Source organism: Bradyrhizobium sp. JYMT SZCCT0428, assembly GCF_018131075.1.
Lineage (GTDB): Bacteria > Pseudomonadota > Alphaproteobacteria > Rhizobiales > Xanthobacteraceae > Bradyrhizobium.
This window is the reverse complement of record NZ_JAFCLS010000056.1, coordinates 13,985-27,356: the sequence shown is the minus strand read 5'-3', so window position 1 is coordinate 27,356 and position 13,372 is coordinate 13,985. Positions and strand designations below refer to the sequence as shown.

Annotated in this window: 17 protein-coding genes and 1 pseudogene; 8 read left to right on the top strand and 10 right to left on the bottom strand. The window is 62.6% G+C overall.

What is annotated here, in order from left to right:
• Positions 1-13: 13 nt before the first annotated feature.
• Positions 14-1,027 (top strand): carbon-nitrogen hydrolase family protein, encoded by a 1,014-nt coding sequence (locus JQ575_RS36920; protein WP_212038117.1) that lies wholly within the window; start codon positions 14-16, stop codon positions 1,025-1,027.
• Between the two features lie 40 nt (positions 1,028-1,067).
• A complete protein-coding gene (locus JQ575_RS36915; protein WP_212038116.1) occupies positions 1,068-2,111 on the top strand; it encodes a phenylacetaldoxime dehydratase family protein in 1,044 nt (347 codons plus the stop codon).
• A 22-nt stretch (positions 2,112-2,133) separates the two neighbouring features.
• Here JQ575_RS36915 and JQ575_RS36910 read toward each other — a convergent pair whose 3' ends face one another.
• Positions 2,134-2,532 (bottom strand): PaaI family thioesterase, encoded by a 399-nt coding sequence (locus JQ575_RS36910; protein ID WP_192733353.1) that lies wholly within the window; start codon positions 2,530-2,532, stop codon positions 2,134-2,136.
• A gap of 131 nt (positions 2,533-2,663) precedes the next feature.
• On the opposite strand from JQ575_RS36910, the pseudogene JQ575_RS36905 reads away from it, so the two are divergent.
• Both JQ575_RS36905 and JQ575_RS36900 read left to right on the top strand, forming a co-directional pair.
• Positions 2,664-3,448, top strand: a pseudogene (locus tag JQ575_RS36905) (cobalamin-binding protein).
• Between the two features lie 121 nt (positions 3,449-3,569).
• On the top strand, positions 3,570-4,493 hold the full coding sequence (locus JQ575_RS36900) for a hypothetical protein (protein ID WP_212038115.1): 924 nt from the start codon (positions 3,570-3,572) through the stop codon (positions 4,491-4,493).
• Here JQ575_RS36900 and JQ575_RS36895 read toward each other — a convergent pair whose 3' ends face one another.
• Both JQ575_RS36895 and JQ575_RS36890 read right to left on the bottom strand, forming a co-directional pair.
• A complete protein-coding gene (locus tag JQ575_RS36895) occupies positions 4,494-5,771 on the bottom strand; it encodes an ArgE/DapE family deacylase (protein WP_212038114.1) in 1,278 nt (425 codons plus the stop codon).
• 51 nt (positions 5,772-5,822) lie between these two features.
• A complete protein-coding gene (locus tag JQ575_RS36890) occupies positions 5,823-6,548 on the bottom strand; it encodes a pyridoxamine 5'-phosphate oxidase family protein (RefSeq protein ID WP_212038113.1) in 726 nt (241 codons plus the stop codon).
• 75 nt (positions 6,549-6,623) lie between these two features.
• On the opposite strand from JQ575_RS36890, the gene JQ575_RS36885 reads away from it, so the two are divergent.
• The 3 genes from JQ575_RS36885 (at position 6,624) to JQ575_RS36875 (ending at position 8,649) form a co-directional block, all read left to right on the top strand.
• On the top strand, positions 6,624-8,144 hold the full coding sequence (locus tag JQ575_RS36885; protein ID WP_212038139.1) for a PLP-dependent aminotransferase family protein: 1,521 nt from the start codon (positions 6,624-6,626) through the stop codon (positions 8,142-8,144).
• A 71-nt stretch (positions 8,145-8,215) separates the two neighbouring features.
• A complete protein-coding gene (locus JQ575_RS36880; RefSeq protein WP_212038112.1) occupies positions 8,216-8,368 on the top strand; it encodes a hypothetical protein in 153 nt (50 codons plus the stop codon).
• An 11-nt stretch (positions 8,369-8,379) separates the two neighbouring features.
• Entirely contained in the window at positions 8,380-8,649 is a 270-nt protein-coding gene (locus tag JQ575_RS36875; RefSeq protein ID WP_212038111.1) for a DUF6719 family protein, read from the top strand.
• A gap of 137 nt (positions 8,650-8,786) precedes the next feature.
• Here the strand turns inward: JQ575_RS36875 and JQ575_RS36870 are convergent, their stop codons facing one another.
• From JQ575_RS36870 to JQ575_RS36840, 7 genes are all read right to left on the bottom strand, one after another.
• Positions 8,787-9,752: a tetratricopeptide repeat protein gene (locus JQ575_RS36870; protein WP_212038110.1), complete on the bottom strand. Its 966-nt coding sequence runs from the start codon at positions 9,750-9,752 to the stop codon at positions 8,787-8,789.
• A gap of 216 nt (positions 9,753-9,968) precedes the next feature.
• A complete protein-coding gene (locus tag JQ575_RS36865; protein ID WP_212038109.1) occupies positions 9,969-10,214 on the bottom strand; it encodes a hypothetical protein in 246 nt (81 codons plus the stop codon).
• Positions 10,215-10,397: a hypothetical protein gene (locus JQ575_RS36860; RefSeq protein WP_212038108.1), complete on the bottom strand. Its 183-nt coding sequence runs from the start codon at positions 10,395-10,397 to the stop codon at positions 10,215-10,217. It abuts the gene before it with no gap.
• 110 nt (positions 10,398-10,507) lie between these two features.
• Complete coding sequence (locus tag JQ575_RS36855; protein ID WP_212038107.1) at positions 10,508-11,743, bottom strand: serine hydrolase; 1,236 nt, start codon at positions 11,741-11,743, stop codon at positions 10,508-10,510.
• Between the two features lie 146 nt (positions 11,744-11,889).
• Positions 11,890-12,294 (bottom strand): hypothetical protein, encoded by a 405-nt coding sequence (locus tag JQ575_RS36850; RefSeq protein ID WP_212038106.1) that lies wholly within the window; start codon positions 12,292-12,294, stop codon positions 11,890-11,892.
• Between the two features lie 45 nt (positions 12,295-12,339).
• Positions 12,340-12,504 carry a hypothetical protein gene (locus JQ575_RS36845; protein ID WP_212038105.1) on the bottom strand — a complete coding sequence of 55 codons (165 nt, stop codon included), beginning with the start codon at positions 12,502-12,504 and terminating at the stop codon, positions 12,340-12,342.
• 257 nt (positions 12,505-12,761) lie between these two features.
• Positions 12,762-12,923, bottom strand: coding sequence for a hypothetical protein (locus tag JQ575_RS36840; protein ID WP_212038104.1), 162 nt, complete (start codon positions 12,921-12,923; stop codon positions 12,762-12,764).
• A 234-nt stretch (positions 12,924-13,157) separates the two neighbouring features.
• Between JQ575_RS36840 and JQ575_RS36835 the strand changes: the two genes are divergently transcribed.
• Positions 13,158-13,370, top strand: a complete 213-nt coding sequence (locus JQ575_RS36835) for a hypothetical protein (RefSeq protein WP_312016084.1) — start codon at positions 13,158-13,160, stop codon at positions 13,368-13,370.
• The last annotated feature ends 2 nt before the right edge of the window (positions 13,371-13,372 follow it).

Sequence of the window (13,372 nt, the reverse complement as noted above, 5' to 3'; positions counted from 1 at the left end):
AAGGATGATTTCGATGGGTCTCGTGCACCAGAAGTACAAGGTAGCGGTGGTTCAGGCGGCGCCGGTCTTCCTCGATCTCGATGCGACCGTGGACAAGACGATCACCCTGATCGAACAGGCCGCCAGCCAGGGTGCAAAGCTGATCGCGTTTCCCGAGACCTTCATTCCCGGATATCCGTGGCAGATCTGGCTCGGTGCGCCAGCCTGGGCGATCGGCCGCGGTTTCGTGCAGCGCTATTTCGACAACTCGCTGGCCTATGACAGCCCCCAGGCGGACAAGATACGTAGCGCCGTGAAGCGTGCGAAGCTCACCGCGGTCCTCGGCCTCTCCGAACGGGCCGGCGGCAGCCTCTACATCGCGCAATGGCTGATCGGACCGGACGGCGAGACCATCGCCAGGCGCCGCAAGCTGCGGCCGACCCATGCCGAACGCACCGTATTCGGCGAAGGCGACGGTAGCGACCTTGCCGTGCATGACCGCGCCGATGTGGGGCGGCTCGGGGCGTTGTGCTGCTGGGAACATCTGCAGCCGCTGTCGAAATACGCGATGTACGCCCAGAACGAGCAGGTTCACGTCGGCGCCTGGCCGAGCTTCTCGCTGTACGATCCGTTCGCGCACGCGCTCGGCCATGAGGTCAACAACGCCGCGAGCAAGATCTACGCGGTCGAGGGCTCATGTTTCGTCCTCGCTCCCTGCGCCGTGGTCTCGCAGGCCATGATCGACGAGCTCTGCGACTCCCCCGAGAAGCACGCGTTCCTGCATGCTGGCGGCGGTCACGCTGTCATCTACGGGCCGGACGGCAGTTCGCTGGCCGAAAAACTGCCGCCCGATCAGGAAGGCATTCTCTATGCCGATATCGATCTCGGCATGATCGGCGTGGCGAAGAACGCCGCCGATCCCGCCGGACATTATTCCCGGCCTGATGTCACCCGGCTGTTGCTCAACACGTCCCGCGCCAACCGCGTCGAGCATTTTACCTTACCGGTCGACGCCGAGGTTATGAGCGAAATCAGGCTTCAGGCCTGAGCGTTTCAGAAGGTTCTGACAGCTGACGAGGAGCGAGCCCATGGAATCCGCGATCCCGGAGCATCTGCGAACCGCGCGCACACGCCACCGTCGCGTCCCGGACGATTATGCGCCGCCCTACCCGTCGTTCGTCGCGCGCCACAAGCCCGCCGTGGTGCGGGTGGTGATGGCCTATTTCGGCGTCCAGACCCGCGGCGAGCCGTCGGACGCCGCCGAGCAGGCGCTGGCGTGGATCGTCGCCGCTTTCGGGCAGAATGGCGGCCCAACGCATTGGGACCGCGCCCGCTACATCGACGAAGCCGGTTTCACCAATATCGTCACGGTGGCGTACTGGGACGATCGCGCCAGGTTCGACGGCTGGTTCCCGGCGGCGCGCGAGGGCTGGACCGGCGAGCGTCGAAACGCCAGCGGTGTGGGCACCTTCATCGAGGTGCTGCATCCCGGCGTGGAAGGCTACGAGACCCTGTTCTCGTCCCTCGGAAGACCCGAAGGCGTCGCGGTTCTCGCCGACGGCATGAGCGGCGAGATTCAGGAGCACGCCTATTGGGGCGGCATGCGTGATCGCATTCCCAAATCGCAAACCAGCGAGATGGCGCCATCAGGAAACATCACCGCTGTCCGTGATGGCGCCCGCATCAGGGTCATCCCGTCAGACAATGTCTGCCTGATCCGGTCGGGCCAGGATTGGGGCGATACCGAAGCCTCCGAACGCAAGATGTACCTGGAGGATGTCGAGCCGGTGCTGCGGGAAGGCATGGACTTCCTGCGCGACGACGGCCGCGCGATCGGCTGTTACGCCAACCGCTATATGACGGTGATCGCGCCCGACGGCACACGCACCGAAAAATCCTACGGCATGAGCTGGTGGAAGAGTCTCGCCGCCCTTGAGCGATGGGCGGAATCGCATCCGACCCATGTCCGGATTTTTGGCGCCGCGATGAAATATCTGTCGACCTTGGGCCCTGCCGCGAAGCTGCGGCTCTATCACGAGGTCACGGTGGCGCGGGCCGACGAAGCCTTCTTTGAATATCTGGATTGTCACCCGCAAACCGGGATGCTGAACGCCGTGCCGAAGGCCGCGTAGATCGCGACCGGCACTGTCTGCGCTACAACACCATCTGGGTCTGGGTGACGATCGCGACCAGCTTGCCGTCCTCGGTCTCGAGCCGGGTCTGCCAGACCTGGGTGCGTCGGCCCCGGTGCACCGGGGTCGCGGTCGCGATCACCGTGCTGCCCTCCTTGGCGCCGCCAATGAAATTGGTCTTGCTCTCGATCGTGGTGGTGCCCTTGGCATCTTCAGGCAGATTGATCACCGTCGCGGCTGCCCCAACCGAGTCCGCAAATGCCATGACCGCGCCACCGTGAATGGTGTTGCGCAGCGTACAGAGCTCCGGCCGCACCAGCATCCGCGCCACTACGCGATCCTTGTCGGCTTCGACAAAGGTTACGCCCTTCAATTCCGCGAACGGCATCTTCATCGATTGGATTTTTTCCAGCAGCGTCATGATTCCTCCCGTTTTGTTCCGCTTGTCATACGCGGGCTTGACCCGCGTATCCATCATCTTCCAAACAGATATTTCTGAAATGATGGATTGCCGGGTCAAGCCCGCCAATGACGTCTGTGGTAATTGCAAGCATGCGCCAGTTCCCGCCCCGCCGGATCGTCTGCCTCACCGAAGAAACCGTGGAGACGCTGTACTTGCTCGGAGAGCAGGACCGCATCGTCGGCGTCTCCGGCTATGCGGTGCGGCCGCCGCAGGTGCGCCGCGAGAAGCCGCGGGTTTCGGCCTTCATCTCCGCGGACATTCCGAAGGTCCTGGCGCTGCAACCGGATCTGGTGCTCGCCTTCTCCGACCTGCAGGCCGACATCGTCGCCGATCTCGTGCGCGCCGGCGTCGCCATCCATGTTTTCAACCAGCGCGACGTCGCCGGCATTTTGGCGATGATCCGCACATTAGGCGCACTGGTCGGTGCCGCCGATCGCGCCGAGCAGCTTGCCACCGGCTTTGAGCAGCGCCTCGCAACGATCGCCGCGACACCCCGCCCCTCACCCAAAAAGTCTATTTCGAGGAGTGGGACGATCCCATCATCAGCGGCATCGGCTGGGTGTCCGAACTGATCGAGATTGCCGGCGGCGAAGACGTGCTGCCAAAACTGCGGTTTCAGCAGGCCGCCAAGGACCGCATCATTTCGGCGGATACGGTGCGCGACACCGCCCCCGACGTGATCCTGGCCTCCTGGTGCGGCAAGAAGGTCGTGCCTGACCGCATCCGGCAACGGCCGGGCTGGAGCGACATCCCGGCGGTGCGCAACAACCGCATCGTCGAGATCAAATCGCCGCTGATCCTGCAGCCGGGCCCCGCCGCGCTGACCGACGGGCTGGATGCGATCGTGCAGGCGCTCTGGCAGCAGCGAGACTGACAGCCGACATTGAACCGGCGCGGTCACTTCTGGAACAAACGATCTCCGGATCATCGAATGAAACGTGACATAGGGTTGTGCAAGCATGTGGCGACGATTGATAGCGATACGGCATCTTGCTGTGGGCCTGACTCTCGCCAGCGGCCTCTTCGCCGGTCTCGCGAACGCTGCCGATCCGATCACGCCACCGGGCAGTCGCATCAGTCTCGCACCGCCGAAGGGTTTTGTTGTCGCCACTACATTCACAGGCTTTCAGGATCAGGCGCACCATGCATCGATCTTGATGGCGGAATTCCCTCCCGTCGCGTTCACCCAGTTCCGCACCGGTCTCACAGCGGAAGCGATGGCCAAGCGCGGCATGCGCCTGCTGTCGACCGAGACGATCGAGGGGGTGCCCTACGAGCAGATCACCGTGCGTGCCGAGCAACGCGCCGGCAATCAGGTTTTTGACAAATGGCTGATGGTCATCAACGGCCCCGACATGACCGGAATGTTGACCGTCTCGATCGCCAAGCCTGCACCGCCGCAGCTATCGGACGCCGTGATCCGAGCCGCACTTGCCAGCGTCCGGATCCATGCGACGGCCTCGGGCGATCCGATCGCCGCCCTGCCTTTCTCGATCGAGCCGACAGCGCGTTTTGCGTATCGCAAGCCCCTGGCCGGCCGGGGCCTGTTGCTGAAGGAATCGCCGCCTCCGCCGGAGGGGAAGCCGGACGACATCGGCTTCATCGTCAGTCTCGCCACCGAAGCCACCATTGCGCCCTCTGATCAGCAGCGCTTCGGAGAGCAGCAATTTCTCAACTCGAAAACAATCAGCGACCAGAAAATCCTGAGCACCAGACCGCTCGCGACGTCGACCATGGCCGGCTTCGAATATCTTGGAGAAGGCAAAGGGGCCGGTGGCCGCCCGCTCCGCTACCTCGTCGTTGCGCTCTATCCGTCGGGACGCTCCTTTGTCCTGCTGGGCATGGCGCCGCCAGAGCGATTTGACGAGGCCTTGCCGGAATTTCGAGCGATGGTCGAAAGCTTCAAAGCGAAGCCGTAGTTACACCTTCTCCACCCCGCACCATTCCGCGATGAAGAGCGCGGTCGCCTTGGTCGATTTCCGCAGCGAATCCAGATCGACATATTCATTAAAGCCGTGAATCGCCGCGCCGCTGGCGCCGAAGCACAGGCTCGGGATGTTGTAGTTCAGGCCGTAGAACCGGGTATCGGTCAGCGCCGTGAAGACGAGGTCCTCGACCTGGCCGCCATAGACGGCGCCAAACGCCTCGCCGAAGGCGGCTTCCGGTGCGGCGGCATCCTTCAGTTCATAGCCTTCCGACAGGAAGCCCGACCATTGCACCTCGGGCGGATTGTTGGAAAGGAAGCGGTGGTCGCGCGAGGCGGCAGAGACGCAAGCCAGAATCTCCTTCTGGCAATCGGCGATCGACCAGCCCGGCAGCACGGCAATACGGCAATCGACGTCGCACCACGCCGGTACGCTGGAAGCCCAGTCGCCGCCCTTGATGATGCCGGGGTTGAAGTTGATCGGATGCGTCAGCGTCTTGAAATGCGGATCGGCCTTGGCGCGCTCGTTCCATTCGGCCTCGAGCTTGCCGATCGCGTGAACGAGATGATAGGCCGCCATGATCGCATTCGAGCCGGAGCCCGCATATGCCACGTGCACGGGAACGCCGCGCACCCTCAACCGAAACCAGATCACGCCGACCTGCGAGCGCACCATCTTGCCGCCCGTCGGCTCCGGAATGAAGCACGCGTCGGCGCGGTAGCCGCGCTGCAGAGTCGAGAGCGCGCCGACGCCGGTACTCTCCTCCTCGATCACGGACTGAAAGTGAATCCGCGCGGTCGGCCGCAGGCCGGCGGCCTTGATCGCATCCAGCGCGTAGAGCGCGCCGATGGTGCCCGACTTCATGTCGCAGGCGCCGCGGCCATACATCTTGCCGTCCTTGATCACGGGCGAGAACGGCGGCGTCTCCCACATGTCGAGCGGACCAGCCGGCACTACGTCGCAGTGCCCCTGCAGGATCAGCGATTTGCCGCCATTGCTCGGCGGCCGGTAGGTGCCGACCACGGTGCGCGCCTTGGAAAAATCATGCTCGATCGGCCCGAAGCCGCGCAGATCCTTCAAATCCTCGACGTCGATATGCCAGTCATCGACCTCGTAGCCACGGGCGCGCAGGAGATCGCCGATCATGTCCTGGCACGGCCCCTCGGCGCCGCGGGTCGATGGGATCGCGACAAAATCCGCGGTCGTCGCAAGCTGCGCATCAAAGCCGGCATCGACGGCGTCGAGGATTCTTTGTTGCATATCGGTGGTCATGCGGCCGGCTCCGGTTCACAGGTTCGAACGAGCGGGCACCCTAACCCGATCTCAGCCGACGGGGTAATGCAGAAGATGGGTCTCCCGCAAGGCGTCATCGAGCAGACGACCTTCCGAATAGGCGCGCAGCGATTGCGGCCGTTTGACACCGTCCAACAACCGCGGGCAAGGTTCCGGCGCACCGATCACGGTGCGCACCGGAATGCGCTCGGCGTAAATCGGCAGCGCATAATCCTCGTCATCGTCGGCGACGCCCTTGGTGCGGACCTTGGCCGACGCCTGCTCGATCTCCATCGCGATCACAGCGCTTGCCTTGATTTCCTGCTTCGTGCTCTGCCGCAAGGAAGCGGTACGATCGGGAAAGAACCGGTCGACCATCGCAACCAGCGCACGCGCTTTCTCTTCCGGGTCGGTGACGATGTAGGCGGTGCCGAAGGCCATCACGGCGCGGTAATCGGCCGAATGGTTGAAGCCGCACCGTGCCAGCACCAGGCTGTCGAGATGCGCGACCGTCAGACACACCTTCTGCCCGTCCGACTGGTTCTCCAGCATGCGGCTGGCACTGCTGCCGTGCCAGTACAGCCTGCTCCCTTCCCGCCAGAAGAACGTCGGCGTGCAATAGGGCTGGCCGTCGATCACGTAGGAGACGTGGCACAGCATCGAAGCGTCCAGCAGGCTGTGGACTGTCGCGTGGTCGTAGCGGCCGCGCTCATGGAGGCGCTTCACCCGGTTGCGTGGCGACACGGGATAGGAATTGGCGACTTCGCTTACGGTCACGACGACTCCTGTCAGGATCAGTGAATGATGACAGCAGTTGTACCGGCGAATTTGGTCTGCGATAGTGCCAATTCCATGCGAAAAATTCCGACCAATTCTCCTGTGCCGCCGCGCAAGACCGAGCTGCCGCTCGACCTTTCCGGGCCGCATGTGACGCCGCGGGCCTCTTCGCCGCACCGGCTCTATCAGGCGCTGTGCCACGCCATCGTCAGCGGCATCGTGAAGCCCGGCGAACCGCTGCCGCCTTCGCGCACCCTGGCAAGCCAGACCGGTTTTCGCCGCAACGCGGTGACGACGGCCTATGAGCGGCTGATCGCAGACGGCTTTGCGGTCGCCGTGGTCGGCTCGGGCACCTTCGTCGCCGCGCGCATCCCCGCGCAGGTGAGCGGCGCCGGCAAGGCCAGGATCGTCATCGAGACGCCGCCGCAAGGGACCCTGTCGCTCGGCTGCACGCATATCGACGACCGGGCCTTGCAACGCTTCCGGTCCTTTGTCGGGCGGCGGATGCGCGCCTTCGGCACCGACCACCTGCACTATGGCGATCCCAGAGGCAGCCGCGAACTTCGCACCGCCATCGCCGATCATCTGCTGTCGGCACGTGGGCTGCGCTGCGATCCCGACCAGATCATGCTGGCGTCTGGAACCCAGCACGCCCTGCGGATCGTGCTCAGCGCCATTCTCAAGCCGGCCGATCAGGTCTGGTGCGAGGACCCCGGCTATCCCGCCGCGCGGCGCGCCATCGAGCATTGCGGCTACCGCCCGGCCCCGGTTCCAGTCGACGCATCAGGCTTGATCGTCGCCAAGGGCCGCTCACTCGCGCCATCGGCGCGCGCAGCCTATGTGACGCCCTCGCACCAGTTTCCGCTTGGCGTGCAGATGTCGATGAACCGCCGGCTCGAACTGCTCGATTGGGCCCGGGACGCCGACGCCTTCGTGCTGGAAGACGATTACGACAGCGAGTTCCGGTATGACGGCGCGCCATTGCTGTCGCTCGCCGGCATCGATCATTTGCGGCGCGTGATCTACATGGGCACGTTTTCAAAGACGCTGTTTCCCGGCCTGCGTATCGGCTATTGCGCGCTGCCCGAGAAGCTGATCGGACCGGTGACGACGGCGCGCGCCGCGCTCGACCGCTTTCCCGGCACGCTGCTGGAAGGCGCGGTCGCTGATATGCTGAATTCCGGCGCGTTCGCTGCCAATCTGCGCAGGGTGCGCGGGCTCTACCGCGAGGCCCGCGACGTGCTGGCCTCTACACTGTCGTCGGCTTCGGAAGGCCGCCTCTCCGTTCCGGTGCCGTCGCAAGGCCTGCATCTGGTGGCGCGGTTCGATCCGTCGGTCGACGCGCAGGTTGCAGCCCACGCCAAATCCGCGGCCGGCGTCGAAGGCTGGCTGCTGGCGGACACCTATGCTCGCGCCCGGCCGCTGCCGGGATTTGTGCTGGGATTTGCCGGCCACCCGCTTCCGCAATTGAAGGCGTCGGCTGAAAAACTGGCCAAGGCATCGCTGGCGGCGATGCGGGCTAACCGGAAGCCGGACACCCGCGGAACCGGCAAATCGCGAAGGCCGGCGTCGGCGCCATCCCGATCGGCGCGCTAACTTAGCACGCTAGGAGAATCGCCACCCCATCCGCTAAATGCATTGCATAGTCATCGCGATGGAGACACCGGATGCCAGCCAATCGCAACGTCGTGTATCTGATCATCGGTGTGCTGGTCGTTGCCGTCGGCGTGCTCAGCTACAATCTCTATCAGGCCAAGAAACAGCCCGAGGGCGTGCAGATCAATCTCGGTCCCGACGGGCTGAAGATCCAGAGCAAGTGAGGGAGGTCAATTTGGCAATCACGAAGGCCGTGACGGCCCCGGCTCTTGCACTTGCCGCCGGCCTTGCCTTGTGCCTGCTCGCTTCACCTGCCGGCGCGCAGCAGGTCGTTCCCAACGAGCGGAATATCGTCGATCTGCGGCTCGGTCAGCGCATCCTCGTCGACGACGGAACGTGTGCTGCCGGACAAATCAAGGAAGTGCTGGGCTCGCAGATGACGACATCGGGCGTGCTGCGTACCCGCAAATGCATTCCGCGCCTGGGGACGAAGCAGAAGCGCTGAGAGCGTTTTCCAGCGAAGTGGACACCGGTTCGCGTGAAGAAAACGCGTCAAAACAAGAATCTAGAGCCCCGTTCCGATTCCATCGGAACGGAAAAGGCTCTAGGGCGTGCACGCGTTAAACCGCGATCGTCGCTATCTCAGGTAGGCGAGCCTGCCTTCGCGCGAATGGCCATCGACCGCTTGAAAAGCGCGTTGGCATCGGCGTAGCGGCTCTGGTCCTTGTAGAGACGGGCCAGGTTTTCCAGGACATCCGCGAGGTCCGGATGGTTCGGACCGAACGTCTTTTCGAAGGTGGCCACCGCCCGCTTGTAAAGCCGCTCGGCGTCGGCGTTACGGCCCTGCCGCCCATAAACAGCGGCCAGATTGTTCAGCGCGTGCGCAACATCAGGATGGTCGCGACCGAAAGCTTTCTCGGTCACGGCCATCGACCGCTTAAGCAGCCGCTCGGCATCGGCATAACGATGCCGGTAGGTGTAGACATAGGCCAGGTTATTCATCAAAACCGTGACGTTCGGATCGCTCGGACCGTGCGCCTTCGCGAGAACGGACAGCCCGCGCTTGAACAGCCGCTCGGCCTGGTCGTACCGCCCCTGATTGCTGTAGAGAGCGGCAAGGTTGCTCAGCGCCAGCACGATTTCCGGATCGTCAGGACCGACCGTTTTCTCACGAATGGCGATCGACCGCTTGAGGAGCGGCTCCGCCTCGGCAAAACGCTCTGTCGTGCGGTAGAGTTCGCCGAGATTATTCAGCACGCTTGCGACTTCGGCATGGTCCGGACCGAGTGTCTTCTCCCTGATTGCCAATGAGCGCTTGTACAGTGGCTCGGCAACGGCGTATTGACCCAGATTGTAGTGGATCGTGCCCAGGTCATTCAGCGGCATCGCGACCATTGCATCGTCGGCACCAAACGCCTTCTCGCGGATGGCCAGCAACTGCTGGGCCAGCGGAAGCGCTGCCGAGTACTTTCCGACCCGATAAAGCTCCTTGGATTCCTGGTTGAGACGGCTTGCCTCATCCTGCTCGGCGTAGGATGGCACGATGACTGACAGGCTCAGGGCCAGCGCGGTGACCGCAATGCGGATAGATGCTTTCATGGCCTTCATCACACTTGCCTCCGTCGCGATTCTTCCGCGACATACGCGCTCTTTGTGTCTTCAGAGATCAGAGAGGTTCATACTGACGGATCACCGCGCAGTTGTCGCCATACTGAAACCGGCGATGCAACAGGAGTATGGGCCTGCTTTCAGGCTGTTGCGCTTGCACGCCCTGGCCGTCCAGTGAAGCTTGAATCAGGAAGTTGTATGCAGCAAGCGGCTTGCTTACATGGCTGCGGCTCGGTTGAAAGACTTGAGAATGAAGAAGGCGCCCGCGCCGTAGACGACTGCATTCACAACCCACGCTACAGCGACGCCCCAGAGAGACTCCCCTACTATTCCCCAGAAAACGATCGCTGCGGCCAAGCCTGGAAGTTTTAAGCCTGACCAGCCGCTTGCGCTTGGTATAGCCAGAAGTACCAACGAGATAACCGCGCCGATCGCCATTGCGATGATAAGTTTTTTCTTCATTCAGACGCCCAGCAATCCGGAAACAATTGCAACGAAGAAAATTGATGCAAGCCCGAGTACCATGCCTATGGCGACCTTCACCGTAGGCCCGTCGATTTTCTTATCGAGCCAGGCGCCCACCTTCATGAACACGGAATGTGCCCCCGCCCACAGGAGGTCTTTTATGAATTCGGACAGCAACATGTCACTTGGTCGCGCCAACCCTGCCGGGGTTCAACTGCCGCCGTCTTAAGCATTCCTGTTGCAAGTGCCCAAACGCGGCGACATCGATTCGCGCCGTCTCGCCAGCCCGTTTACCAGCTGCCGTATTTGCTGACGATTCCGCGCCAAACGGCGCCGCGCTCGAAAGCGAACGACTCCTTTCCGACATTGGCGTTCTTGGCTGCGGCCGTGACCACCATGACAAGCTTGAGTTCGGGATCGACGAAGATCGACTGGCCGTAAACGCCGAGCAAGGCAAACCTTCGCTTCTCGCCGGGGTAGAGCCAGAACTGATAGCCGTATCCGAAATAAGGCGTGGCCTTCCCCGGCCCGAACGCCGCGGGCTGTCGGCGCCAGTCGGTCGCATCCAGCAAATAGTCTTTCGGCACAACCTGCTTGCCACCGACGGCGCCATCATTGGCCAGCAGCATTCCCAGACGTCCGTAATCGCGCAGCGTCGCATTGAAGTTTCCCAACGCTACTTCCGAGCCGTCCGCCGTCGTGGTCCAGGTCGCGTCGGCTTCGGCGCCCATCGGCTGCCAGAGCCGCGTGGTCAGATATTGGCTGAGCGTGGTGCCGGTGACCTCGCGGAGCAGCACGGCCAGCAGAACGGTCTCGCTGGAGGCATAGTGGAACCGCGTGCCCTGCTCGGCTTCGCGGGCCTCGAATTGGCGCAGCGCTGATATTGATCCGTCGCGGCCGCGGGCAATCACGAACCGCGTCAGATCGTCCTTGCCGTCGTAGATTTCACTGAACTGCACGCCGGACGACATGCGCAAGGCACTGCGTATCGTGGTCTCGCCATAGGCACTGCCGGCAAGCTTGGGCACGTATTTCGAAATCAAATCATCCAGCGAGGTGATGCGGCCCTCGGCGAGCGCCATCCCGACCGCCAGGCTGACGATGGACTTCGCCATCGAATGCGAGATGAAGCGGTCGGACGGCTTGCGATCGTACTGGTAGCGCTCCAACAGGACCGCGCCGTCCTTGATCACCAACAGCCCGGTAACGCGCTGGTGGCTGAGAAAATCGTCGATTGTCCATTTCTGGTTTTCGAACCGGTATTCCAGCTTTGTTTCGCCGCCGGCCGGCGCAAGCGGCAACGGAGATTCGGCTTTGCTCAGCCTGTTGTGTGGAAATATCTGGTCGATATGGCTGAACGATCCAACCCGCACGGTCTCGTCGAAAAACCAGTTGGCGCGGGTGCCGACCGGATAGCCCTTGTCCTTGCCGAGCAGCTCCTCGTCGGGTGCGGCAAAGGCCGGGACCGTCAGGGCACCAAGAAAGCATACAAGGAGATAAGTGGAAAAATTTCGTCGCTGCTGCATCGGCTGACTCCCGCGCTCGGGGCGAACGCCATCGCGTACTCCCCGGAGATCATCGAACAACATTGCACATCATGCGGTGACGGCTTGTCGAGCCCGTCATGGCATCGAAACCGCCGTTAGCCAGTGGATGTGGGATTTTGGGAGAACTAGTTCGACGGCTCGAACATGCATTGCAGCGTCGGCTTGGCGATCTTGGTGAAGGTCGGGCCGATTTCGGACTGCTTCGACGCTGGCACCCAGGCGGTCTCGATCGTGGGCACGCCGGTCTCGCTGATGCCGCGCAGCAAGGCTTCGCGCAAGTCGTTGTCCTCGACGGTCGCGGCGGCGTGATCGTGCAGGCAACTGCAAACGGTTTCGGGATGCGCCCAGCGTCCTACCATGTGGGGCGCGCACAGCCGCACAAACTCACCGCGGGGATCGGGGAGCTTGAACATGGAGCCGATCGGCCCCTGCTGGAACCGCATCTGCGCCGTCAGCTGGGTCTGGGCCTGGGCGGAAGTGCCCAGCAGGCAGGAAACCAAAATCGCAGCGGAAAAAAAACGTACAAACATACTGGGCCTTTACCGCCAAATTCTCGTGCGAGCTGTTAGCTGCGATCAGTTGACAGCTGCGACAACGATCGGCTGCGGAGCCGAGGGCGCCACCGGCGCGCCGTTGTAGGAGAAGGTGCCGATGCCGGGCAAGCCCTGGTCCGAGGAGCCAGCGACCGAGGGACCAGCCAGGATGAAGGCGAAGGCGAGGATGAAGCTGATGGTCCGCATTTGACTGTCTCCGGTTTCGGTGCCGGCGTCCCCGCCGTTTCGTTGGCAGAGTGATAACCAACGGCTGTTTCCGGATATCTGCGCCAGAAGCGGAAAATGGTTTCATCGCAGGGGTGAATTGTTTCGTCGGTCCCGCCGGGACGAAACATTGGCGAGAAAAACCCAATAGTTTCAGTGGAATGGCCTCTAGAAGCAGAGGCCAAATGTTGGCCGAGGGTGCGTGCCCGCGACTTCGTCACGGACGAGCCGTCAACTATTCACTCGCCATCGATGGCGCTCAGATCGGGTTCAGGCGTCACTACCGGAGATCCGCAATAGGTGAACGTCCCTACCCCCGGCATGTCGCGGTCAGCGCTGCCGGCCAGCGACGGGCCGGTCAGGACGAAAACAAGAGCAATTATGCAGCTGAGGGCGCGCATCTGACGTCTCCATTCACCATCTGGAGATAAGACGCCCCTTGCGGGCAGCCGGTTCGACGCCATCGCAAGTTCCTAATCCAAGTTCTTAATCATTGTCTGCTGAATAGGCCGCAGCGCAGCAAACTCAGTTGTGAACCGAAGCGTCGGTCCGGCCGACTCAAGCGAACACCTCGTGCAACTTTTCCTGTTGGTTCGGCGTTGTTCTCTTTCATCATCCAACAAAGGATAGCCGTCGTGGGCAATGGCAACATCAGTGTTGGCAATCAATCCTCGCCCCGCAAATCCGGCCAGCAACAGATGGCTGGCGCGATGTCGCAGCAGGGCGCACCGGTCATGGGCGACAATCAGTGCTCGCCGCAGAAGTTCGTGCGCCTGGTCGGCTGCCACGAGCCTAAGGCAAAGCCCGGCTCAGAGGTCCGCCCACATCCCGATCCGGTGAAACGGTAAGC